20 protein-coding genes are annotated in these 23069 nt (G+C 35.7%); 9 read left to right on the top strand and 11 right to left on the bottom strand.

What is annotated here, in order from left to right:
* Window positions 1–12 precede the first annotated feature (12 nt).
* From MP477_RS16705 to MP477_RS16695, 3 genes are read right to left on the bottom strand one after another with little or no spacing between them, the layout of a single operon-like run.
* Complete coding sequence (locus MP477_RS16705; protein ID WP_257191258.1) at window positions 13–801, bottom strand: DUF4129 domain-containing protein; 789 nt, start codon at window positions 799–801, stop codon at window positions 13–15.
* Window positions 794–1756, bottom strand: coding sequence for a DUF4013 domain-containing protein (locus tag MP477_RS16700; protein ID WP_257191257.1), 963 nt, complete (start codon window positions 1754–1756; stop codon window positions 794–796). The genes MP477_RS16705 and MP477_RS16700 overlap by 8 nt, the downstream gene beginning before the upstream one ends.
* On the bottom strand, window positions 1740–2723 hold the full coding sequence (locus MP477_RS16695; RefSeq protein ID WP_257191256.1) for a stage II sporulation protein M: 984 nt from the start codon (window positions 2721–2723) through the stop codon (window positions 1740–1742). The genes MP477_RS16700 and MP477_RS16695 overlap by 17 nt, the downstream gene beginning before the upstream one ends.
* A gap of 27 nt (window positions 2724–2750) precedes the next feature.
* Here MP477_RS16695 and MP477_RS16690 point away from each other — a divergent pair, with 27 nt between their 5' ends.
* A complete protein-coding gene (locus MP477_RS16690; RefSeq protein ID WP_257191255.1) occupies window positions 2751–3500 on the top strand; it encodes an RDD family protein in 750 nt (249 codons plus the stop codon).
* Between the two features lie 168 nt (window positions 3501–3668).
* Window positions 3669–3959 (top strand): GNAT family N-acetyltransferase, encoded by a 291-nt coding sequence (locus MP477_RS16685; protein WP_257191254.1) that lies wholly within the window; start codon window positions 3669–3671, stop codon window positions 3957–3959.
* Here the strand turns inward: MP477_RS16685 and MP477_RS16680 are convergent.
* From MP477_RS16680 to smpB, 5 genes are all read right to left on the bottom strand, one after another.
* Window positions 3948–4919 carry a glycosyltransferase family protein gene (locus MP477_RS16680; RefSeq protein ID WP_257191253.1) on the bottom strand — a complete coding sequence of 324 codons (972 nt, stop codon included), beginning with the start codon at window positions 4917–4919 and terminating at the stop codon, window positions 3948–3950. The two genes, MP477_RS16685 and MP477_RS16680, sit on opposite strands and share 12 nt — an antisense overlap.
* Window positions 4920–5744: a UDP-2,3-diacylglucosamine diphosphatase gene (locus MP477_RS16675; protein ID WP_257191252.1), complete on the bottom strand. Its 825-nt coding sequence runs from the start codon at window positions 5742–5744 to the stop codon at window positions 4920–4922.
* A gap of 57 nt (window positions 5745–5801) precedes the next feature.
* Window positions 5802–6542: a YebC/PmpR family DNA-binding transcriptional regulator gene (locus MP477_RS16670; RefSeq protein WP_257191251.1), complete on the bottom strand. Its 741-nt coding sequence runs from the start codon at window positions 6540–6542 to the stop codon at window positions 5802–5804.
* 94 nt (window positions 6543–6636) lie between these two features.
* On the bottom strand, window positions 6637–8148 hold the full coding sequence (locus tag MP477_RS16665) for an OmpA family protein (RefSeq protein WP_257191250.1): 1512 nt from the start codon (window positions 8146–8148) through the stop codon (window positions 6637–6639).
* A 77-nt stretch (window positions 8149–8225) separates the two neighbouring features.
* Window positions 8226–8684 (bottom strand): SsrA-binding protein SmpB, encoded by a 459-nt coding sequence (gene smpB, locus MP477_RS16660; protein ID WP_230034240.1) that lies wholly within the window; start codon window positions 8682–8684, stop codon window positions 8226–8228.
* Window positions 8685–8805: 121 nt separating this feature from the next.
* On the opposite strand from smpB, the gene MP477_RS16655 reads away from it, so the two are divergent.
* Window positions 8806–10428 (top strand): ABC-F family ATP-binding cassette domain-containing protein, encoded by a 1623-nt coding sequence (locus MP477_RS16655; protein ID WP_230034163.1) that lies wholly within the window; start codon window positions 8806–8808, stop codon window positions 10426–10428.
* 80 nt (window positions 10429–10508) lie between these two features.
* Here the strand turns inward: MP477_RS16655 and MP477_RS16650 are convergent, their stop codons facing one another.
* On the bottom strand, window positions 10509–11321 hold the full coding sequence (locus MP477_RS16650) for a M48 family metalloprotease (RefSeq protein WP_257191249.1): 813 nt from the start codon (window positions 11319–11321) through the stop codon (window positions 10509–10511).
* Window positions 11322–11430: 109 nt separating this feature from the next.
* Here MP477_RS16650 and recJ point away from each other — a divergent pair, with 109 nt between their 5' ends.
* The 6 genes from recJ to MP477_RS16620 all read left to right on the top strand — a co-directional run bounded on the left by recJ (window position 11431) and on the right by MP477_RS16620 (window position 20022).
* Window positions 11431–13143 (top strand): single-stranded-DNA-specific exonuclease RecJ, encoded by a 1713-nt coding sequence (recJ, locus tag MP477_RS16645; protein WP_230034153.1) that lies wholly within the window; start codon window positions 11431–11433, stop codon window positions 13141–13143.
* A 135-nt stretch (window positions 13144–13278) separates the two neighbouring features.
* The gene (nadD, locus tag MP477_RS16640) at window positions 13279–13863 is read left to right on the top strand and encodes a nicotinate (nicotinamide) nucleotide adenylyltransferase (RefSeq protein WP_257191248.1); all 585 of its coding nucleotides are present in this window, start codon (window positions 13279–13281) and stop codon (window positions 13861–13863) included.
* An 80-nt stretch (window positions 13864–13943) separates the two neighbouring features.
* Window positions 13944–14282, top strand: a complete 339-nt coding sequence (locus MP477_RS16635; RefSeq protein ID WP_257191247.1) for a DUF3817 domain-containing protein — start codon at window positions 13944–13946, stop codon at window positions 14280–14282.
* A 242-nt stretch (window positions 14283–14524) separates the two neighbouring features.
* Window positions 14525–16786 carry an outer membrane beta-barrel family protein gene (locus MP477_RS16630; RefSeq protein ID WP_257191246.1) on the top strand — a complete coding sequence of 754 codons (2262 nt, stop codon included), beginning with the start codon at window positions 14525–14527 and terminating at the stop codon, window positions 16784–16786.
* A gap of 45 nt (window positions 16787–16831) precedes the next feature.
* The gene (locus tag MP477_RS16625) at window positions 16832–19081 is read left to right on the top strand and encodes an outer membrane beta-barrel family protein (protein WP_257191245.1); all 2250 of its coding nucleotides are present in this window, start codon (window positions 16832–16834) and stop codon (window positions 19079–19081) included.
* 83 nt (window positions 19082–19164) lie between these two features.
* Window positions 19165–20022, top strand: a complete 858-nt coding sequence (locus tag MP477_RS16620) for an alpha/beta hydrolase (protein ID WP_257191244.1) — start codon at window positions 19165–19167, stop codon at window positions 20020–20022.
* Window positions 20023–20056: 34 nt separating this feature from the next.
* On the opposite strand, the gene MP477_RS16615 is transcribed toward MP477_RS16620, so the two are convergent.
* Together MP477_RS16615 and MP477_RS16610 are read right to left on the bottom strand one after the other, a co-directional pair.
* Window positions 20057–21280, bottom strand: coding sequence for a serine hydrolase (locus MP477_RS16615; RefSeq protein ID WP_257191243.1), 1224 nt, complete (start codon window positions 21278–21280; stop codon window positions 20057–20059).
* A gap of 26 nt (window positions 21281–21306) precedes the next feature.
* Complete coding sequence (locus MP477_RS16610; protein ID WP_257191242.1) at window positions 21307–23061, bottom strand: discoidin domain-containing protein; 1755 nt, start codon at window positions 23059–23061, stop codon at window positions 21307–21309.
* Window positions 23062–23069: the final 8 nt, after the last annotated feature.

Raw genomic sequence — 23069 nt, 5'->3', positions numbered from 1 at the left:
GTTAATCTTTAATTATGGTTTAAATACCTGATACTGATTTTTAAATTTCCTGTAACTCTGTTCTTCAATATTGAATTCCCCATACCACACATAATCGAAGATATAGGCAAGGTTTGAAAATTCGTTTTTCAGATGGGGTGCTTTTAGCTCCATCGTATAATCTTTGTTCGTTTTTTCGGGATTCCAGTCGATCAGTTTTTTATCACTTAGCTTTTTAAGAATAAACAGGAACTGATAACGTACTGCCGAACGGTAATCTCCTTCATGTTCAAACTTTGCAATACTTTCAGGAAAATTAATCTCATGGATATTTTCATGAAGCTCTTCTACCTTAATATTTATTTTTTTATTCTTTCTACCAAAAATAAAGCTTCCGTCTTTCCCCAGCATATATCTGATGATAAAATAGAGAAGGAATCCTACCAGGATAATGGCAAATAACCGGATGAGAACTGTAGTGAGCTCTGCAGATTTGGAAAGAGCTGTTTCTCCAAAAATACTCTGCAAAAGCTGTCCGATCTTTCTCATTAGCTTCTGCCAGAAAGATTCTCTTGGCTTGGTTACAGAATAGTCGTATTCTTTACCTTTATATCTTGAAGGAATGTTTTCTTTAAATTCCTTTGAATATACCCTATTTTCTGACACAGGATTTTTCATCAATACAGAATCTGCACGCAGCATATTGTGGTAATGATTTCTACTCAAAGAATCTCCCAGATAGTCATCCACAGGAATACTTTCCTGAGCATTAATCAATTCCAGGGACAAAAAAAACAGTATAAAAAACAGAAACTTATTCATTATTACCAATGGTGTCTATTTCTTCAAGTTCTACTTTCTGGTGAAGATCTGTTCTGCTGTCATAATACATCAGCCCTCCGTTAATATACATCAGATTGGAAAGAAAGAATGAGAGAAGCATTGAAATACCATAAAAAACAAAAAAGGCAATACCTATTACACCTGTAAATGGATTTTGTTCAAAGTTTGCATCCGGAGCAGTGGTAAGGATTGATCCGTATAGGAATATCATCGGAATGTAGGTAAAAAACGAAGCTACAATGGAGATAATAATTACCATCACAAATGCCGCTCCCCAATACTTCCAGTATGGAGATTTTTCACTTCCGTTCGGATAGGAAAACTGTGCTCTCATCGAATAGCTCAAACTTTCAAAAAAACTCCTGTTTGAATTAAAATAATCATACATCAGAAATGTAGTGACATTAAATATCGTGGGATACACAAGAAATATCAGGAAAAAACCAATTACAATAAATATCAGGAGATAGGAAAATCCAATCACAAACAGGGCCAGCGGTGCTACAATAAAAATAATTCCAAGGCAGAGCTTCACTATTTTTCCGGCATTATTTTTAAAATCATTCAGGATTTCATCGGTTTTTATATTTTTTGCCCCCTGTGCAATTCTTTTCACATAGAAAACAGGAAACAGATAATTGACGATGGCCAGGACCATAAAAAGTAAAAATGTAAGCAGCCCTACTACAATCAGCATTCCTCCGTTTTCTGAAAAATATTGTTCAAAATAATACGTATCACCACCCAGATTGGATCCGAAAAGCTGGGAAAAAAGCTCTTTATATCCGAAAACCACAACAGTTACCATAAGGATTAACAATAAGCCATTAATCAAAAGATAGCTTTTGAAATAGTTTTTCCCGTATAATTTGAAAAAATTGAAACTGTCACTTATAAAAGTTCCAAAATCCCTTTTTTTATAAAACTGTATCATTGATTTGGTTATTAATTTTTTTATTGACGATTGACGGATATACAAAATAATAGAACCCAATAATCGCAAGTGAACTGAAAATAATTGCTATGTTCAAAACCAAAGGCATTTTCAGCGCATGCCTCGTCACATATCCTTCAATAATTCCTGCACAAATAGTGAATGGAATGGTACTCAAAAATATTTTAAATGAATCTTTGAATCCCCTCTTAAAAGAATTAAACCTTGAAAAAGTTCCGGGAAACAAAATAGAAGCTCCCAAAATTAATCCACACATAGCTTCTACTACCATAGCAAAAATCTCAAAGACCCCATGGAGCCATATTCCTCTTGCACTGTCCTTCAAAGCTCCATATTCATAGAAAAAATACTGAAAAGAACCTAACATGACACTGTTGGAAAGAAGAGCAAACAGCGTTCCTACTCCTCCCGCAATACCATACATGTATAATTTGGCCCCTACCTGGATGTTATTAAAAATAATTCCTATGGTACTTCCCCATGTAGATCCGCTTTGATAAATTCCTACAGCATTGTTATTCTTTATATTTTCAATAGTTTCATTTACATAGCTTTCCCCAAGGATAATATTTGCAAAATCTTTATCATAGACGGCAGAGAGCACACCTATTGAAGTAAACAGAATAAAAAAAAGAAAAGCATACATCAGATATCTTCTATACTGATAAACCAATAATGGAACTTCTGTCCGGAAAAAATAAATCAGCCGGTTCTCTTCTACTCTTTTTGTTTTATAAATTTTCTGAAAAATCTGAGACGACAAGTGGTTTAAGTAAACAGTTGTATTGCTTTTGGGATAGTATGTTTGTGCAAATGACAGATCATTGATCAAATTAATATACAGTGAAGACAGGTCATCAGGATTTTTTTTAATTTTTCCTTGAATAACCTGTTCTATTCCCAACCATTTTTCTTTATTTTGTTTAATGAAATAAACTTCTCTCATAATTGTAAGGCTAAAATAATAAAAATTATGTCTCAAATTGCGATAAATACTTCACAAAATGTAAATATTAACTTCAATACGGCCAGTGTAGGAGAAAGAATGCTTGCTTTTATTATTGACCTTTTGATAAGGGTTGCTTTTGTTGTTATCGTATTTTATACTTTTTTTAATATTTTAGATTTGGGATACTTATTAAGTGGCCTTGACCAATGGTCTATGATGGCTGTTTATATTGTCCTTACCTTCCCAACTTACATTTATCCTGTAGTGTTTGAGAGTTTGACAGAAGGACAGACTCCCGGTAAAAAACTGATGAAAATAAGAGTGGTAAAGATTGATGGTTACCAGGCCAGCTTTGGAGATTATATGATCCGCTGGGTTTTCAGGCTCGTTGATGTTTCTTTTGCAGGAATAGTAGGTTTAGTTTCAATGATTATCACCAAAAACAATCAGCGACTGGGAGATATCGCTTCCGGAACAGCTGTAATTTCTTTAAAAAACAATATTAATATCTCTCATACTATTCTGGAAAATATCCACGAGGATTACATACCCTCTTTTCCTCAGGTTATTGCATTAAGTGATAACGATATGAGAATTATTAAAGACAACTACACCAAAGCATTGAAAATAGATGACCGTCAGATTATCACTAAGCTTTCCAATAAGATCAAAAGTATTTTAAAACTGGAAATAGATGCCACCCAAATGACGGAAAGACAGTTTATTAATGTAATTATCAAAGATTACAACTACTATACAGGAAAGGATAACTAATGACAATTAGCAGTAATTAGCAATTTTGCGTTGCAGTTGAATCGTCAATTTGAAAATACCCTGTAGAGACTCAAGATAAAGCTTTTTGTAATTACTCATTACTGATCATTCATACTTATAGTAGCCAGTGGTGCAATTTTTGTATCTTTAGTCTTAAAGCCTTACATCATGAATTTTGAAAACAATAAATCCGGAAACGGCGGAGTTCTGACTTTAAATAATGAAATAAAGGAAGTAGGAAGACTTACTTATACCATTTTCCCTGAAGACCATAAGCTGATTATTTCTTTCGTATTGGTTCACCCTGAATTTGAAGGAAGAGGAATGGGGAAATATTTGGTAGAAGAAGCCATAAAGTTTGCCAGAGAAAATAACTGGCAGGTATATCCTCACTGTTCCTATGCAAGATCAGTAATGATGAGAATGAGCGATGTAGATGATATCCTTTTAAAGAATTAGAACCTCATTCAGCAGAATTTCCTCAATATTGTTGGGGTAGTCTACTTTTAAGTGATGGTCAGAAGCTACCCATTCCATAATTTCCTGCAGGTTTAAAACTTTAGAATTTGGAATTCCCATTTTATCTAAAGCACAGGCGTTACATTCCTGCTCATATTGATTATGAATAGGGATTACGAATAATTTTTTATCCATAAAAAGAGCCTCGGCCGGAGTTTCAAAACCTGCGTTGCATAAAATCCCGTTGCAGCCTTCAAAGTATTTCAGATACTGGCTTTCATCTATAGGAAATACTTCAACATTTTTTACTTTCACCTGTACCTTGCTGTATTTCGAGAACACCTTCCACTCTACCGGAATCTTCCTGAGAACTTTAATAATATTTTCATCCGCAAAACTGGGAAGATAAACTACATAATACCCCTGTTTATAAGGACTAAGGTTTCTGATTTTTTTTCTTATAACCGGCTTCTTGATCTGAGGATGATAATTTTCAAAATGAAAACCTATTTTCCTTTCGCTGGGAACATAATATTTTAAGATCATTTCTCCGAGGAAATCTTTCTTTTCAGGTTTGGGGGTCTCCGGAAAACTCATTGATGCCTGATGGCTCAGTTCTATCATTGGTAATTTCTTCAATTTGGAAGCCCATCCCGTTAGCGGCTCGTAGTCATTGATGATTAAATCATATTGAGAAAGCTCCAGTTCCTTTATTGTTTTGACAGCTTCCAGAAATTTATTCTCAGTAAATGTTTTGAGATAGGATAAACCGCCTGTTTTGTTATAAAGCAGAGATATGCCCTTATATTGGAAGTTGATGTCGAAATCAGCCTTTAATTGGGATTGATGACCACTGATGAGTGTATCTACCGAAGCATATTTTTTAAGAATAGGAATTATTTCCTGTGCCCTGGCCATATGGCCATTTCCGGTTCCTTGAAATGCATACAAAATTTTCATTTAAGTGAAATTGGTTACGATTTTTAAAAGGTCAGAGCTGTCCATCTCCTGAATTTCTTCAGTTTCGTCATCTTTCAGCAGATGTTTATGTTCGTCGTAGTAAAAGATACTCCATTTTTTCTCATTATATTCCAATGCTGATAAATTTTCTATCCAATCACCGGAATTTAAATAAGTACAGGATCCTTTTTTAGTAACGACCTCCCGAATCTGGGGCTGATGAATATGGCCACAGACAACATAATCGTAATGATTATCTATAGCCAGCTCAGAAGCAGTAAGCTCGAAATCCCCGATATACTTAATCGCTTTTTTCACATTATTTTTGATTTTTTTTGAAAATGAATATTTTTCTTTACCCATTTTTTCTAAAAACCAATTGACAACGTTATTGATGATAATTAAAAGATCATATCCTTTTCCGCCAAGCTTGGCAATCCATTTGGAATGTTGAACTGATGCATCGAAAACATCACCATGAAAGATCCAGGTTTTCTTTTCGTCAATTTCGAGGCAGATTTTATTGCAGACCTTAAGTTTTCCCAATTCAAAATCAGTAAACTTGCGGAACATTTCATCATGATTGCCTGTAATATAATAGACATCTGTGTCTTTGGTAGCAAATGAAAGGATTTTTCTGATTACTTTCAAATGAGGTTTAGGGAAGTAAGACTTTTTGAATTGCCAGATATCAATGATATCACCATTCAAAACTAACGTTTCGGGCTGGATAGAATTGAGATATCTCAACAATTCCTTAGCCTTACATCCATAAGTTCCCAAATGAACATCCGATATAACAACTAATTCAACATTTCTTTTCATAGTTTTATACAAAGAAACTAATTGAAAATTAACTGTATATGAATGCTATATTATTTTTTATAAAGAGTTCATCAGCTCTTCGGTAATTTCCATGTTGTGGTAAACGTTCTGCACATCATCATCCTCTTCAAAACGGTCAAGCATTTTCATGTTAGCTTTGAATTGTTCTTCGTTTACTTCTTTTGTATTGTTTGGAATTCTTTGAAGTTCTGCACTTTTAGCTTCAATTCCAAGCTCATCTAATTTATGAGATAAAGAACCGAAATCTTCAAAAGCAGTTGTTATCATTACTTCATCTTCATCTTTTTCCACATCTTCTGCTCCCCCATCAATCATTTCCATTTCAAAATCATCCCAGTCCATCTTTACCTGAGCCAGGTCAAGGGTAAAAATTCCTTTTCTATCGAAGATAAATGCTAATTCACCATTCTTCCCGAGGTTTCCGTCAAACTTATTGAAAATAGCTCTTACATTAGCTACCGTTCTGGTTGTATTATTAGTAGTACATTCTACAAAAAAAGCAACTCCTCCTTGTCCGTAACCTTCGTAAGTGATCTCCTCATAATTTTCAGCATCAGCACCACTTGCTTTTTTAATGGCTCTTTCTACATTATCTTTAGGCATATTAGCCCCTTTAGCATTCTGGATGCATCTTCTTAAGGCCGGATTAGATTCCGGATCTGCTCCACCCGCTTTTACAGCCAGCGCAATATCTTTACCTATTTTGGAAAATGTTTTGGCCATCTTATCCCATCTGGCCATTTTAGAAGCTTTTCTATATTCAAATGCTCTTCCCATTTTAATTTTAAATTTTCAACAAAATTAACTAAAAGTCAACAAAAAAAAAATACCTCCAATCAAATTGGAGGTATTCATTATTTAGAAAAATTAATTATTTTCTTTTTTTAGCCGTAGCTTTTCTTTTAACTGGAGCTTTTTTAGCTTTTTTCACTACAGTCTTCTTCTCTACTACTTCTAGATCAGATTTCTTAAGTGAATCCCATGCAGCACCATTTACAGCTTCTACAACTACTTTTCTGTCAACCATTCTGTCAGCATCTGAAGCTTTAGCAGAAACTTGAGCATCTCTAGAACCAACACCAGTAGATTTTAACTGGTTAGCGTTAACTCCTCTAGACTCAAGAGCACCTACTACAGCAGCAGCTCTTTCTCTTGAAAGTTTCAAGTTGTAAGCAGCAGCACCTTTAGCATCTGTGTGACCAGTTACTAAGAATGTACCGTTAGAAGATTGCTTAATGATCTTAGCAGCTTCATCTAATTTACCATTAGATTCTGGTCTGATTGTAGCCTTGTTGAAGTTGAACAAGATTCCTTTAAGAGCACCAGTAGCTTCTTCACTGATTACTTTTTCTGGCTTAGGACATCCGTTGTATTCTGGAAGACCTGGAACAGTAGGACAAGCATCATCTTTATCTAAGATACCGTCACCGTCTGTATCTGGCCAAGGACAACCGTTATTTTCAGCAGGACCTGCTACAGTAGGACAAGCGTCATCTTTGTCGATTACACCATCACCGTCTGTATCTGGCCAAGGACAACCATTGTTTTCAACTGGACCAGCAACATCTGGACATTGATCGTCTTTATCTGGAACTCCGTCACCGTCAGTATCAGGACATCCCTGGAATTCTGGTAAACCTGGAGTATCTGGACAAAGATCGTCTTTATCTAGGATACCATCCTTATCTCTATCTCTGTTTCCGAATCTGAATAAGATAGATGCAGAAGCTTGCCAGAAGTTAGCAACAGTAGATTTATCACCTGGAGTTGATACATAGTCACCTTGAATACCAAGACCGAAGTTCTTAGTTACCCAGAAGTTAGCACCAGCACCTGTAGCTACAGTAAAGTGGTTAGCTTTACCATTCTCGTTTCCATCTGATCCGTTTGTAACAGTTTCGATTGGGTTACCATTAGCATCTACACTCATTCTTGGGAAAGAAAGTGCAGTATAGTCATGTCTAAGGTAGTTAGCACCAACTCTTAAGTATGGATCAAACCAAGATTCTTCGTTCCATAAAAGACCTGCAGCGTGAGCCTGGAAACCAAGACCTGTCATCAAGAAAAATTCTTTCCCCATGTTGAATCTTTTGTTTTCAACATTTCCAACAGAAGTTTGCCAGTCAATTACTAAACCTTTTCCAACGTTTCTAGCAACTGTCAACTTAGATAATGGAGGTGTAATGGAGAAATTGTTCATATTGAACATACTCTTCGTTAAATTATTAGCAGAGAACGTATTACTGAATTTAGACCTTGCTGCTACATGGTTTTCTGCATGAGCACCAACTCCGATTAACCACGGATTGTTGGTAGTCTGCGCGAAAACAGTAGAGGCTACAGTAAGCGCCAATGCTGAAATTCCTAATTTTAGATTTTTCATAGAATTAAATGATTAAATAATTGATAATGCAAAATAAATATAATTTTTCTTTATATACAAAGTTTTTCAAATGATTTTTAACTTTTCTTTAATATTCTGTCCAGGTTACGTTTATTTTCTCTATCTTTTATGGACTCTCTTTTATCAAAGAGTTTTTTCCCTCTACCTAACGCAATCAGCACCTTTGCTTTCCCCTTATCAGTGATATATAATTTTAATGGAATAATTGTATTCCCTGCATCTTTTAACTTTTTTTCAAGTTTTTGCAATTCTTTTTTGTGCAAGAGCAATTTCCGTTCCCTTTTTGTTTTGTGGTTATAAAAAGTTCCCAATTTATACTCATCAATCATCATGTTAATGATGTATAACTCCCCATCAATAAACTGACAGAAGGATTCTGTGATGGATGCTTTTGAAGAACGCAAAGATTTTATTTCCGTACCCGTCAAAACCATTCCCGCTTCATATTCTTCGAGAATTTCATATTCAAAACGGGCTCTTCTATTTAATATGCTAACTGTTTTTTCAATCTTCATCATTTTAAAATTTCGTTAATGAAATATAGAAAAAATACGATACATTTAAAAACTTGACTATTATATTATTACAAAATACCCAAATTCTTTTCGTAATTTTGCGCCAAATTTACAAAACTATATGTTAACAGTATCTAACTTATCTTTACAATTCGGGAAAAGAGTTCTTTTTGACGAGGTAAATATTATGTTTACCAAAGGAAACTGCTACGGGATCATCGGAGCAAACGGTGCAGGAAAGTCTACATTCCTTAAAATATTAACGGGAAAGCAAGATCCAACAACAGGACATGTATCTCTGGAGCCGGGAAAAAGAATGTCAGTTTTAGAGCAGGATCACTTTGCTTATGATCAATATACTGTTCTGGAAGCTGTTTTGAGAGGAAACAAAAAATTATTTGAGATAAAGGAGGAAATGGATGCGTTATACGCAAAAGAAGATTTCTCTGATGAAGACGGAATTAAGGCCGGTGAACTGGGTGTAATTTATGACGAAATGGGTGGATGGACTGCTGAATCTGATGCACAGACCATGCTTTCCAATGTAGGTGTTAAAGATGATATGCACTGGCAAATGATGAGTGAACTTGAGAACAAAGACAAAGTAAAGGTTCTTTTGGCTCAGGCTCTTTTTGGTAACCCTGATGTATTGATTCTGGATGAACCTACGAATGACCTTGATATTGATACCATTTCATGGTTAGAAGATTTCCTTGCTGATTACGAAAATACAGTAATTGTGGTTTCTCACGACCGTCACTTCCTGGATACCGTTTGTACGCACATCGGAGATTTAGATTATGCTAAACTTAACCTTTATACAGGAAACTACTCTTTCTGGTATCAGGCATCTCAGCTAGCTACAAGACAAAGAGCTCAGGCCAACAAAAAAGCTGAAGAGAAGAAAAAGGAACTTCAGGATTTCATTGCCCGATTCAGTTCAAACGTTGCTAAAGCTAAACAGGCTACTGCAAGGAAGAAAATGATCGATAAATTAAATATTGATGATATTAAGCCATCTTCAAGAAGATACCCTGCCATCATTTTTGAAATGGAAAGAGAAGCCGGAGATCAGATTTTAGATGTAAAAGGTCTTGAAAAAACAAAAGACGGCGAATTATTATTCTCCAATATTGACTTAAACCTTAAGAAAGGTGATAAAGTAGCGGTACTTTCTAAAAACTCTTTAGCAATAACAGAATTTTTTGAAATCTTAGCGGGTAATACTGAAGCTGATAAAGGTGCTGTGGCTTGGGGAGTTACTACTACTCAGTCTCACATGCCTTTAGACAATACTAATTTCTTCCAGGAAGATCTTAGTTTGGTTGACTGGTTAAGACAATTCACCAAAAACGATGAAGAGCGTCATGAAGAATTCGTAAGAGGGTTCTTAGGAAGAATGCTTTTCTCCGGTGATGAAGCGTTGAAATCCTGTAAGGTACTTTCAGGGGGAGAAAAAATGAGATGTATGTTCAGCAGAATGATGCTTCAGAAAGCCAATATCCTTTTATTGGACGAGCCTACTAACCACTTGGACCTTGAAAGTATTACGACATTAAACAACTCCTTATCCAACTTTAAAGGGAATATCATGTTGTCATCTCATGACCACGAGATGCTTTCAACAGTCTGTAACAGAATCATTGAACTGACTCCTAAAGGAATTATCGACAGAGAAATGACTTATGATGAGTATCTTAGTGATAAGAAAGTAAAAGAATTAAGAGAACAAATGTATTCTTAATCTGAAACAACATTCGTGTTGATATAAAAATACCTCGAAGAAATTCTTTGAGGTATTTTTTTTAACAATAAATAAAATAATTATTTCGTCAGTTTTGTCGTTGGAATAGAAACCGTTCCCGGGTCTTTCCATAAACCGTCTTTTTCCGCTTTTTTCTTAATAGCCTGTGCTCTTTTTTCACTGTCAGGATGAGAGTTAAACATTTTTTCAAAACCGGTTTGTGTACTTCCCTGTGAAAGTAATGCTAACTTCTTAAAAGCTGTATATGCTCCTACAACATCATACTTGTTAGTCTTCATAAAGTCATAGGAATAGGTATCAGCCTCGGATTCTTGTTTTTTACTGTGAGAAGCATCTAAAAATGCATTAGCCATTTTCCCAACCTGGCTATCATTAAGAGTAGCCACTTGTGAAGATGCTGAAGATGCAGCATCCAGTGCAGCTGCTTTCAGGTAGGCAGATTTCATAGCATCTTTTGTATCCTGATTTTTCACGTGACCAATTTCATGGCCGATAACCGCTAATAATTCATTATCTGACATGATATCCATTAATGAGGAAAACACACGAACACTTCCGTCTGCACAAGCAAAAGCATTGATATCTTTCACTTTATACACCTTATAGTTCAGACTTAGCCCGTCTTGAGATTTGTGCTTTCCAAACAATTTATTCAATCTCACAGTATAGGGGTCTTTTGGCCCTGCTACCTGATTATTTTTATCCATCCAATCTACAGATTCTTTGGATAATTTGATGGCATCTTCGTTAGTAAAAGATAAAGCTTTGGCACCATTAGAAACGATACCGGCTGCTTTTCCCAGGTTAATTTTTTGGGCATTGACAGAATACGCTGTTCCTAAAAACAATAAACATAGAGTAATTTTTTTCATAACTATTCAAAATTTGGAAGGCAAATGTAGCCAATTTTTAACAACTATAATGTAAAAACTTCACTTCCCATCATTTCAGAATGCTATTTTTTTTCCTTATTTTTGTGAAATGAGTCAAAAATGGATTTATAAACCCGAACCCGATGAGGAAGTTGTGGACGGACTAAGTTCGTCACTTGGTTTTGGTACTTTTGAATCTAAGCTTCTTGTTCTAAGAGGAATTGACAATTATCAAAAGGCCAGAGAATTTTTTAAACCGAACCTTAATGATATACACAACCCTTTTTTAATGGCAGATATGCAAAAAGCTGTAGAGCGTATTGCTACCGCTATTGAAAATGGAGAAAAGATACTGGTATACGGGGATTACGATGTAGATGGAACTACGGCAGTAGCTCTGATGTATCTTTACCTCAGCAAAATTGTAGAGAAAAAATATCTGGACTATTATATTCCGGACAGGAATTCTGAAGGATATGGAATTTCTACGGAAGGAATAGACTTTGCCAAAGAGAATGGATTTTCTTTGATCATTGCATTAGACTGTGGTATCAAAGCTATTGATATGATACAATATGCCAAAGATCTTGGTGTTGATTTTATCATTTGCGACCATCACCTTCCCGGAGAAGAAATTCCCAATGCTGTGGCTGTTCTGGACCCTAAGAGAAATGACTGCAGGTATCCATTCAAAGAACTTTCAGGATGTGGTGTAGGATTTAAGCTTTGCCAGGGACTTAATACCATTTATAAACTTCCGGAAGCGGAATTATTTGAGCTTACTGACCTTCTTGCTATTTCCATTGCTGCAGATATCGTTTCTATGACGGGAGAAAACAGAGTACTGGCTAAAATGGGGCTGAAAATTCTCAGAAAGACCAGAAATCTAGGCTTAAGGTTACTTATTCCTGAAGATAAACTTTCTCATTTTGAAATTTCAAATATTGTTTTTGAAATTGCTCCGAAGATCAATGCTGCAGGGAGAATATCTCATGGTAAAGCCGCAGTGGAGCTTATGGTTTCTGATAATCTGAAGCATGCTAACCAAATTGTGAGTGACATTATGGATCTTAACGATGAAAGGCGTGAACTGGATATGAATTCTACACTTTCTGCTTTGAATCAAATCATTGAATCTCAGCAGGAAACAAAACATACAACCATTGTTTATCATCCTGAATGGAATAAGGGAGTGATCGGTATTGTGGCTTCAAGGCTTATTGAAACTTACTACAAGCCCACTTTGGTATTTACAAATGGTAACAATGGAGAAATGGTAGCTTCAGCAAGATCTGTTTCGGATTTTGATGTACATGAAGCCCTTGATCTATGCTCTGAATATTTTCTGAAATTCGGTGGCCATCATGCAGCAGCCGGACTTTCTATGGAAAAAGATAAATTTGATGCTTTCAAGGAAAAATTTGAAAGAATTGTTTCTGAAAAGATACAGGAGCATCAAAAGGAACCTTCCATTAGTATAGACTGTGAGATTAATATTAATGAAATCAACAGAGAGTTTATCAATTTCCACCGGAAATTAGCTCCTTTTGGGCCTCATAATATGAAACCTATTTTCACCCTGACCAACCAGAAACTTGCCGGCTATGTGAAGACTATGGGAAAGGATAACAATCACCTTAAGTTTTATATTAAACAGGAAACCACAGGCCGGAATATTGAATGTGTAGGCTTTAAACTGGGACCTTTTGCGGAAGATTTTAAACATAAGAATTTCGATCTTGCCTTCACCCTGGAAGAAAACCATTGGAAAGGTAATGTGACCCACTATCTCAATATAAAGGATGTGAAGTTTAGAGATTAATAGGCTGCAGGATTAGATTATTAAGTAACAAAACCAACATTTAATAATTCCCTGCAAAACCTCAAATAGTCTGCCTATTATATTGATAACTTTTTTACTATAACCTATTATCTGCTACCTGTTACTTTACAAAAAATGAAAAAAATCGGTTTATTTTTCGGATCTTTTAATCCAATACATATCGGACATCTTATTCTGGCCAATTACATTTTGGAAAATTCTGATATGGATGAATTATGGTTTGTGGTAAGCCCTCAAAATCCTTTTAAAGACAAGAAATCGCTGCTTAACGATCATAACAGACTGGATATGGTACAGCTAGCGGTAAAAAATTACCCTAATATGAGAGTCTCTAATGTTGAGTTTTCTCTTCCAAAGCCAAGCTATACCATTGATACACTAACCTATCTTCATGAAAAGTATCCGGAATATTCTTTCAGTCTCATTATGGGAGAAGATAATCTGGATAATCTTCATAAATGGAAAAACTCTGATATCCTTATTAAAAATCATCATATTATTGTTTATCCGAGAGTATTTGAAGGTGAAAAGAAAGATTCTGAATACCTGCAGCATGAAAACATTTCACTGATAAAGGCTCCCGTAGTAGAACTTTCGGCTACGGAAATCCGCAGTATGCTCAAAGACGGTAAAAATGTGAGGCCTATGCTGCCTCCTGAAGTATTTGAATATTTGGACGGAAGCAGTTTTTATAAGTAATTTTGCAAATAAGAAGCTAGAATTTAGAAGTTAATAGAGTTGCATTCTCTATTTGTAACTCTTACCTTATACTTTACAACATGGAATTTCTCGAAAAAATTTTCTCAAAATATCCTCAGGAAAAAGTAATCAGATGGTTTAAGCAGATCTGCCTGGCCGAAGCTGTTTCATGGTTTTTTTTATTCACAGCAATGACCTGGATACGTATTGATCCGGAAGGTATATTTCCAATTGTGTACATCAGTACTATCGGCAGTATCCATGGTTTTTTCTTTACATTGTACCTGATATTTTTACCTGCCATAAGAAAAATATATGAATGGGATGATGAAGATAGCGTTTTCGCATTAATTGCCGCATTTTTTCCATTTGCCACAATTTGGATAGACAAAAAACTAGCCCGTTTCGACAGAGAATAACTTTATTTTTCATAAAATTTCAAATTTTCCTGTAACAAAATCATTGTTATGGTTGTCTTATTACGTAGAAAGGCAAAGCAATAAAAAAATAATTTAAATTTTATCAACTGACAATCAAATACTTATATTTATTTAATATTATTTTTAAGTACTTTGTATTGCATAATACTGTTTTTATTATATATCTTTGCTATGTTAAATAATAACACATACAAGCTATTACCAATTAAAAAATAATGATCATGAAAACTCAAATTCTAATTGCAGCCTTATTTTTCAGCGGATTTGTTAATGCCCAGCAATCTAAGGATAGCCTGAAAGTAAAGAATATTGAAGCGGTCAATATCAAGAAACAAGTTTTCAAAAAACAGGGAGATCGCCTCGTTTACGATGTAGCCTCTTCTCCTATTGCCAAAGGGACCAATACGTTCAATCTTTTGAAGCAAACTCCAATGATTTCCAGTATAGACGGAAAAACGCTGAAGATCTTAGGAAAGTCTGATGCGATTATTTATATCAACAACAAAAAATCAAATATGGATTCTGAGGCATTAATTGAAATGCTGAAGTCTACTCCATCTGAGGATATTCAGAAAATTGAGGTGATTACTGTTCCGGGAAGTGAATTTCAGGTGGAATCTAAGGAAGGTGTGATCAATATTGTTATGAAAAAGAATAAAAATAATGGCTACAATGGAACGATAAAGATGAATAATGAACAGGGGTATTACAACAACCCATCGGCCGGTGCTTCTTTTAATTTCAGACAGGGTAAATGGTCCGGAAACTCAAATTTCAGAATGGGAAGCTGGACGGAGAGACAAAAATATACCTTGTCTAACGGCGATCCCAGTTTTAGAAATGAATCTTCCGGATCTAATGACGATCCCAACAAAAATTTTGGTGGAGGCTTCAATGTGGATTATGAGATCAATAAGAAACAAAGTATCGGATTCTCTTACAATATGAGATATAACAAAAGTTTCAACTCTATTCTTGATATAACTAATTGGCAAAATGGCCTTTTAACCAACAGAACTGTAAATAATGAGGATGCACAGACAAGGAATCATACATTTAATTTAAATTATGAAATAAAGACAGATTCTCTGGGCAGTAAGCTTACTTCTAATGTATCTTATCTTTGGTTCAACAGAGATAAAGCCAGCTTTAATGAAAGCTTCCCATTAGACAACGATCCTGATAACAACTATTCGGCCCTGTACCAGTCAGTACCACAAATCATCAATAATTATGCTGCCAACATAGATTATCTGAAAAAAACATCTAAAGGCGCAACCTGGCTGATGGGAATCAGCTACAATCACACAAATACTGATAATGATACCAGACAGGAAAGACTTAAAAACGGTGATTTTGTAATAGACCCCAAGCAGACTAATCATTTCATTTATAAAGAAAATATCTTAGGAATTTATCTAAACTATGAAAGAAAGCTGACTGAAAAGCTATCCGGAAAAATAGGAGCCCGTTATGAAATGACCAGAAGTACCGGGGATATCCTTGACAAAACAGGATTCGAAAGAAATTATAATAACCTGTTACCTTATTTGAATTTAAATTATGCAATCAGTTCGGACCATAACCTAAGCTATACTTTTTCCAGCAGAATCAGAAGGCCAAGATTCTGGGAGCTAAACCCTTCCAGAACCTATTTCACTCCTACGAATTATACCCAGAACAATCCATTTATACTGGCTTCAAAGTTCTATAACCAGGAACTGAATTATATGTATAAGAATGCCTACTATGCTAATTTAAGTTTTAATATGGTAGAAGATGCTTCTGCTTCTGATCTGCTTCCGTTGCAGGGAACCGTAACGGCTCCTAAAAGGGATGAAAATGGCAATATCATTTATGACAATAATGGCAATAAGATCATGGAAACAACAAAGTTTCTGAGATACATAAGAACCAATTATGGGAGCAACAGGGAACTTAGCTTAATGCTTGGAATGAACAAATCATGGTTCAAAGATATATGGACTACTAATTATTCTGTCAACTTAGGTTATGTTACTTATAAAGGTGCAGTATTGGAAGATCCTACGTCCGCACCGACTCCTGAAGAAACGGAAGTCCTTGAACCTTACATCATTGATGTTAAAAATTACAATATGTCTGCTACCATCAATAATACGGTTCGGCTTTCTTCCAAAAAAGACTGGTTTTTAGGAGTCAATTACTTTTTTGCCAGTAAAGTGGCAATGGAAGGTGGTGTGATTGGCGCAAGACAAAGTTTCGATATCAGTGTGAAAAAAATTATAGGTGACTGGACTGTTATAGCGGAAGTAAATGACTTGTTTAATCAAAGTTTTTATAGGGTTAACGGAATACAGCCTAACGGGCAATACAATAATATAACCAACTTCAACTATCCAAGGCTACTGAGTATCGGAGTTACCTACAATTTCGGAAATCAGAAACTGAAAAAAGCAAGAGAAATGAAATCAGCCAACGATGCTGTAAAATCGAGAACATAAGCTTTTAAAACTACTACACATCATTCACATTTAAAGAAAACAGACATGAAACGCACTCTCTTATCCATCGCTATTATATTCGGAACTTTTGTTTTTGCTCAGGAAAAGAAAACCGACACTACAAAGACAAAAAGCATTGAAGGAATTACCATAACAAAACAGGTTTTTAAAAAGCAAAGCGACCGTTTCGTATATGATGTTGCAGCTTCTCCTGTTGCTAAAGGAAATACTACTTTTGATCTTTTGAAACAAACTCCGCTTTTATCTTCTACAGATGATAAAACCCTGAAGATAGCCGGTAAAAACAATGCACTCATCTACATCAACGGCAGAAAAACCAATATGGATGCTGAATCACTGGTGCAGTTCCTTAAAAACACACCTGCTGAGAATATTCAGAAAATAGAGGTTATTACAGTTCCGGGAAGTGAGTATCAGGTAGAATCTTCAGATGGGATCATTAATATTGTTTTGAAGAAAAAGATGAGTGATGGTCTCAGCGGGAACATGAGATTTTCCAATACACAAAGTAAATATAATGCAAGCCAGACCAGCTTCTCCGCCAATTACAGAAAGAATAAACTGGGCATCAGTGCCAACCTCAACGGTGGTGAAAATATTCAGGCTCAGACTTATACTTTAAGAAACGGAACGGTTGACACATCCAATGAATCTACCGGAAATATCGATGACCCGAACAAAAATATAGGTGGCTATCTCAATGTTGATTACCAGCTGACGGACAACAGTAATCTTGCTCTTTCCTGGAATACCTGGGCTAACAAGAGTTATAATTCCACAGTAAGTTTGTTTAATACTATAACCAATGGAGGGAAGACAAAATATACATGGTCAAAAAACAAAGAGGATTCAAGGTCATATAACAACTCTTTAAATTTAAATTATGAGTTAAAAACTGATTCTCTGGGCAGTAAATTAAATGTAAATGCTGCTTACCTGAATTATAAAAGATTCCAGTTTACCGACAACAGAACCTATGCTTCAAATATAAACAGAGAAATAGGAAATAAGACCACACAGGTGTTTCAAGATCTCCCTCAGATCATTAATAATTTCTCCGGAATGGTGGATTATATCCAGAAGTTTAAGAACGACCTGACTATTTCAGTAGGAGGAAATTATAATAAAACGAAAACAGACAACGATTCTAAAAGCGATACTTACTTTTTTGATCCTGTAGCCTCAAAATCAGCGCCTAATCACTTTATTTATGATGAAAATATATATGGTGTTTATATTACCGCAGAAAAAAAATTTTCGGATAAATTCTCAGGGAAAATAGGTACCCGATATGAAATCACCAACAGCCTGGGAACTTCAGACAATGCACCTACAGAAGAGCTGAAAAGGATAAAAAGGAATTATAACAATATCCTTCCCTATTTAAGCTTTAATTATGCTATTAATGATAAAAACAATCTATCCTATTCCTTTTCGAGCAGAATGAGAAGACCTAGCTTCTGGGAAATAAATCCGGTAAGAAACATCCTGACTGACGATAATTACACCCAAAACAACCCTTTTGTAAAGGCATCTTCAACATATAATCAGGAGCTGACCTATATGTACAAAAACTCTTATTTCCTGATTCTTAGCCATTCGTTTTTTAAGGATGCCATCACTCAGGTTCCTTTACAGGGATATCCTGAGTCACCTAATGGAAATATTGGAGAAAACCCTGTATTAAGATATATCAGAACCAATTTCGGAGATAAACAGGAAATGTCTGCTATGGTAGGAATTCAAAAGTCATTTTTCAAACAATATCTGACTACAAACTTCAATATTGGAGTACAGCATAACATTAACAACGGAAGCCTCGATATTGATCCTACAACCGGAGACCGATTCAGAAATAAAGAGGGAGACTATATCGTATATACCAATAAAACGAGCTCTACAAGTCTTTTAATCCAAACCAACAATACCATCCGTCTGGATAAAAAGAAAACCTGGTTTTTGGGTGTTAATTATTTCTTTGTAGACAAACAACAGATTGAGCTTGGTACATTGAAAAGCTTAATGAGTTTAGATCTCAGTATCAAGAAAACATGGAATGAATGGACCTTTGCAGTGAATGTAAATGATATTTTAAGAACTAACATTATTAAGATTGAAGACTTTCAGGCAAACGGTAACTACAACTACATTCACCAAAATCAGTACCCTAGAAGCTTAACGGTAAGTCTTACCTATAACTTCGGAAATCAAAAAGTGAAAAAGGTAAGAGATATTGAAGGCGCTTCCGATTCTATTAAAAGCAGGACAAGATAAAAAATTATCTTTCTTCATATTCAACTCAATTATTTTGTATTATAACCCGTTGATTGATCAGCGGGTTTTTTATCTTTAGAGGTATGAGAAAAAAGTTAATTTTCATTGTGGTAAGTCTCCATATATTATGTCTGCTCCTGAACTGCAAAGAAAAAAAGGTAAGTCTCGGTAGCCGTATTCATTTTGACAAAGAGGAAAATATTCATTATGGAAATGATCCCGACCAGATAATGGATCTCTATCTTCCGCATGAAAACCCTTCAAAGAAAAAAACAGCTTTTATCATTATACATGGTGGAGGCTGGCGCAGCGGGAACAAATCTCAGCTGACATTCTTTACCCTTTCTATGATGCAGAAATTTCCCGATTATATTTTTGCCAATATCAATTACAGACTGGCTTCGGTCAATCGGTATGGTATTCCTAACCAAATGGAAGATATTAGAAAAGTTACCGTATTTTTAAAAAATAAATTAAAGTATAATCCTAAAATCATTCTTCTGGGAAACAGTGCCGGTGGGCATTTATCCATGATGTATGCCTATCATTTTGATCCTTTAAAAAATGTAAAATCTGTTATTAATATCGTAGGACCCGCTGATCTTTCTGATGAAGGTTTTAAAACCTATGAAGACTATTCGTTTGTGGAAAAACATCTTATAGATCCTAAAATTCTTTCTGGGAGCATGACTGCCAACAGTTTTTCCAGTCCTGTACAATGGATTACATCCAATACTCCTCCTACTCTTTCTTACTATGGAAAAACAGACCGTGTTATTCCTTTAAGCCAGAAAAGAATTTTAGATTCTGTTTTAAATAAAAATAACGTGATCAATGAATCTTATGAGTTTAATGGTGGACATCTGGATTGGGATAAAAAGCCAAATGATAGTCTTCTCATTAAAAAAATTGAAACGTTCCTTAAGAGGACCGATACATAATAAAACGCTCTGAAAATTTCAAAGCGTTTTATTCTTAGTATCCCAATGCTTTTTTAGCTTCAGTAGCCGCAGTATTCAGGGCATTCATACATTTCGGAAAGTTTTCCATATTGTTTCTGAGATCCCAGAACGGTAACAGTACAATCACTGAAAAATCGGTCTCAGGATCATAAAGCATCATAGAAAGGTAGCCTTCAGTAGCTCCGTTATGACCGTAGCCAACTCCCGGAAGATGAAAACATCCTAATGCATAATTACGATCTTTGACAGCCGTTGCAGGCCCCTTACTGGTTTTCATTTGTTCAATACTTGAAGCAGTAAGTACATTCTCTGCTTTCATTGTGCTCCTGATATAATCGGAAAGTAATTTCATGGTCCCGATTCCGTTTCCTTCCCCTATATGAGCGCTGGCATTTTTAAGATTGGTAACCTCATCATGGTCATCATATTTAATGAAGCCTGTCACATATGGCATAGGCAGCTGCTTATCCGAAGCAAGCTCTGGAAACCTGATTTCCAGCGGAACCTTTGTTCCGGGCCCTACAATATGGTCGTACATATAATTACCATAGGTTTTGTTCGCTCCTGTTTTTTGAGAATAAATTCTGGCTATAATTTCACTCAGAATAGAATATCCGGTATTTGAATAATGATACACCGTATTTGGTGCTCCATAGGTAAGATTTTTTTCTGCTAAAATTTTCACATAATCCGAAGTGGAAAACTGGTGATCCGGGAAATGCTCAAGCATATAATCGGTATAGCTCTCCCCATCTATATTATATTTGCTGGCGTCATTGGTAATATCATAGACTCCCGCATTATGCTGTAGAAGCTGGCGAATAGTTATCTGCGATTTGTGGGGAAAGTCCCATGCTGCTCCATCGGGAGTATAAGGGACATTTGTTCCGGGAATCATGGCTGTAATTTTATCATCCAGGTTGAGCCAGCCTTCCTGCATCATTTTTAAGATTGCCGTAGAAGTAAAATTTTTGGTATTGCTGGCAAAACGGAAGTAAGTGTTTTTGGTTACCGGAATACCATTTACTCCGGTAGCCGTACTGAAAAGAGTTCCTTTTGGTGAAACTACATAAACGCTCAGTGAAGGAACATCAGTCTTTAATTCTTTCTGAAGGTTAGCGTGAATATCCTTTACGGCTGTATCCAGATTTGACCGGTAATCCTCGTTATCATTTTTTCCACAGCCTAAGGAAGCAAGCAGAAAAAGGGAACACCCAATAGTTTTTAGTTTTTTCATGGTATATCGTTGGTTTATTGTTTTAATTATTCAGATTTTACAATCTCTGTTTTTTCAGAAACCCCGTTGGCATTAAAAGCTTCAATCTGAAAAAAATAGGCATCCGTTCTATCAGCTCCTGTAAAGAAATATTCATTTTTCCCATACACCATAATATTTCCATAGAGCTTGTCAGGAGATTTTCCCCAATAGATCACATAGCCGTCTGCTTCCGGGTTTTGCTGCCATTTCATCCAGATGCTCCTTCTTTCACCATATTTCTTCGGATCGGCTCTTAAAGGCACGAAACCTTCTACTTTTTTAGGCTTTTCTCCTGCTCCTTTTCCAAATACCCTGAAGCCACTTAATGCAAATTTTCCGGTAGGCATTTTAAGATTCTCCATTTTAAGGAATCGTGCCTGTGCCGGTTTTTCCAATTCAATATAATCGTGGGGAACATCTTTCGTATTTTTACTTTTATCAACAATTACTTTCCACTTTCTCCCATCATTAGAGCCATAGATTTTATACTGGTGCATTTTTCCTGAAGTTTTCCCCAAAAATTCAGCATCCTGATCTGCATAGTTAACCTGGATTGCATTAATTGTAGAAACTTCACCAAGATCGGTTTGAAACCATTCGCCGGAATTTCCTGTTTTCGCACTCCAGTAGGTCTTAATATCTTCGTCTACTGCGTAATTGGGCTGATAACCGCCTAAAGTGGATGAAACCTGAACAGGTTTATTATAATTCAACAGCATCCATCCTGCAAAAAGGCCCTTGGTGAAATCTTTACCCTGGGCATATTGGGGAAGGTAAGTAGGATAATCTCCATAGGCCGTATTACAATACATTACATCATCTTTATCAAAACCGGCCGGCCAGATTCCGAGTCTTCTTTCAAAATTATTTTTAGTGGAAATAAAAATGGTCGAAATATGCCACCAGTTTTTGTAATTATCTTCAAAAGTAGCGCCATGGCCTGCTCCTCTTGCAAAACCTCCCGGCTTATAGGAAAACGGATTATGCTGCTGGTATTCGAACCCTTCCAAAGGATTTTTACTGACATATACCCCATCTGAATATCCGCTGAATTCTGTAGCCGGAGCACCATACTGCATATAATATTTCCCATTATGCTTTGTCATCCATGCTCCTTCTACAAAAGGCTGAAGAAAAACATTGTCATTGTATTCCCCGAAACGTTCCCATCCATGGTCTTCAGGTTTTAATTTAATAATCGGCTTTACAAAACCTTCAGACTGAAGATTTTTAACTTTTACTTCTGTTCCCAACAGCGGCCATTCATTACTTGATCCCCAATACAGATAAAGCTTATTTTTATCTTCATCATAATGAAACGCAGGATCCCATGCGCCCACTTTTAAAGTATCTACTGCAATTTTCCAGTCATCCTGGGTAGGGTTTGTACTTTTCCAGATGGGAAAGTCCTGCTCCCATGTAGAACCATAGACGTAGAGTGTGTCTTTCATAGCCCAGACTGCCGGAGCATTCAGATCATGAATATATTTGTTGTCTCTGAGGAATTTTCTTTTTACAAACTTCCAATCCAGCATATCATCACTGTACCAGTATCCTTCCTGATTGGTAGAAAAAAGAAATAACTTATTCTTAAAATTGACAATTACCGGATCAGCGGTAGCCCGGTGTTTTCCCTGTTTTGAAAAAGCTTCAAAAGGGGTATAACCATAATCAATATTAATAGGGTTACAGAATGTTTTCTGCTGACCTCCAGCCCATATTCCCAGGAAAATAGCCAATGATAATAAGTAGTGCCGCATCTTTATAT

It is taken from the genome of Chryseobacterium sp. WG23 (assembly GCF_024586575.1).
Lineage (GTDB): Bacteria > Bacteroidota > Bacteroidia > Flavobacteriales > Weeksellaceae > Chryseobacterium.
This window is presented reverse-complemented; position numbering and strand designations above follow the sequence as displayed.

What these genes read in the sequence shown, in the direction of transcription:
- MP477_RS16630 (WP_257191246.1), top strand. Translation starts at nt 14,525, where the DNA reads ATGAAAACTCAAATTCTAATTGCAGCCTTATTTTTCAGCGGATTTGTT.
- MP477_RS16665 (WP_257191250.1), bottom strand. Translation starts at nt 8,148, where the DNA reads ATGAAAAATCTAAAATTAGGAATTTCAGCATTGGCGCTTACTGTAGCC.
- smpB (WP_230034240.1), bottom strand. Translation starts at nt 8,684, where the DNA reads ATGAAGATTGAAAAAACAGTTAGCATATTAAATAGAAGAGCCCGTTTT.
- MP477_RS16680 (WP_257191253.1), bottom strand. Translation starts at nt 4,919, where the DNA reads ATGAAAATTTTGTATGCATTTCAAGGAACCGGAAATGGCCATATGGCC.
- MP477_RS16675 (WP_257191252.1), bottom strand. Translation starts at nt 5,744, where the DNA reads ATGAAAAGAAATGTTGAATTAGTTGTTATATCGGATGTTCATTTGGGA.
- nadD (WP_257191248.1), top strand. Translation starts at nt 13,279, where the DNA reads ATGAAAAAAATCGGTTTATTTTTCGGATCTTTTAATCCAATACATATC.
- MP477_RS16610 (WP_257191242.1), bottom strand. Translation starts at nt 23,061, where the DNA reads ATGCGGCACTACTTATTATCATTGGCTATTTTCCTGGGAATATGGGCT.
- MP477_RS16685 (WP_257191254.1), top strand. Translation starts at nt 3,669, where the DNA reads ATGAATTTTGAAAACAATAAATCCGGAAACGGCGGAGTTCTGACTTTA.
- MP477_RS16635 (WP_257191247.1), top strand. Translation starts at nt 13,944, where the DNA reads ATGGAATTTCTCGAAAAAATTTTCTCAAAATATCCTCAGGAAAAAGTA.
- MP477_RS16625 (WP_257191245.1), top strand. Translation starts at nt 16,832, where the DNA reads ATGAAACGCACTCTCTTATCCATCGCTATTATATTCGGAACTTTTGTT.
- recJ (WP_230034153.1), top strand. Translation starts at nt 11,431, where the DNA reads ATGAGTCAAAAATGGATTTATAAACCCGAACCCGATGAGGAAGTTGTG.
- MP477_RS16695 (WP_257191256.1), bottom strand. Translation starts at nt 2,723, where the DNA reads ATGAGAGAAGTTTATTTCATTAAACAAAATAAAGAAAAATGGTTGGGA.
- MP477_RS16670 (WP_257191251.1), bottom strand. Translation starts at nt 6,542, where the DNA reads ATGGGAAGAGCATTTGAATATAGAAAAGCTTCTAAAATGGCCAGATGG.
- MP477_RS16650 (WP_257191249.1), bottom strand. Translation starts at nt 11,321, where the DNA reads ATGAAAAAAATTACTCTATGTTTATTGTTTTTAGGAACAGCGTATTCT.
- MP477_RS16615 (WP_257191243.1), bottom strand. Translation starts at nt 21,280, where the DNA reads ATGAAAAAACTAAAAACTATTGGGTGTTCCCTTTTTCTGCTTGCTTCC.
- MP477_RS16620 (WP_257191244.1), top strand. Translation starts at nt 19,165, where the DNA reads ATGAGAAAAAAGTTAATTTTCATTGTGGTAAGTCTCCATATATTATGT.
- MP477_RS16655 (WP_230034163.1), top strand. Translation starts at nt 8,806, where the DNA reads ATGTTAACAGTATCTAACTTATCTTTACAATTCGGGAAAAGAGTTCTT.
- MP477_RS16705 (WP_257191258.1), bottom strand. Translation starts at nt 801, where the DNA reads ATGAATAAGTTTCTGTTTTTTATACTGTTTTTTTTGTCCCTGGAATTG.
- MP477_RS16690 (WP_257191255.1), top strand. Translation starts at nt 2,751, where the DNA reads ATGTCTCAAATTGCGATAAATACTTCACAAAATGTAAATATTAACTTC.
- MP477_RS16700 (WP_257191257.1), bottom strand. Translation starts at nt 1,756, where the DNA reads ATGATACAGTTTTATAAAAAAAGGGATTTTGGAACTTTTATAAGTGAC.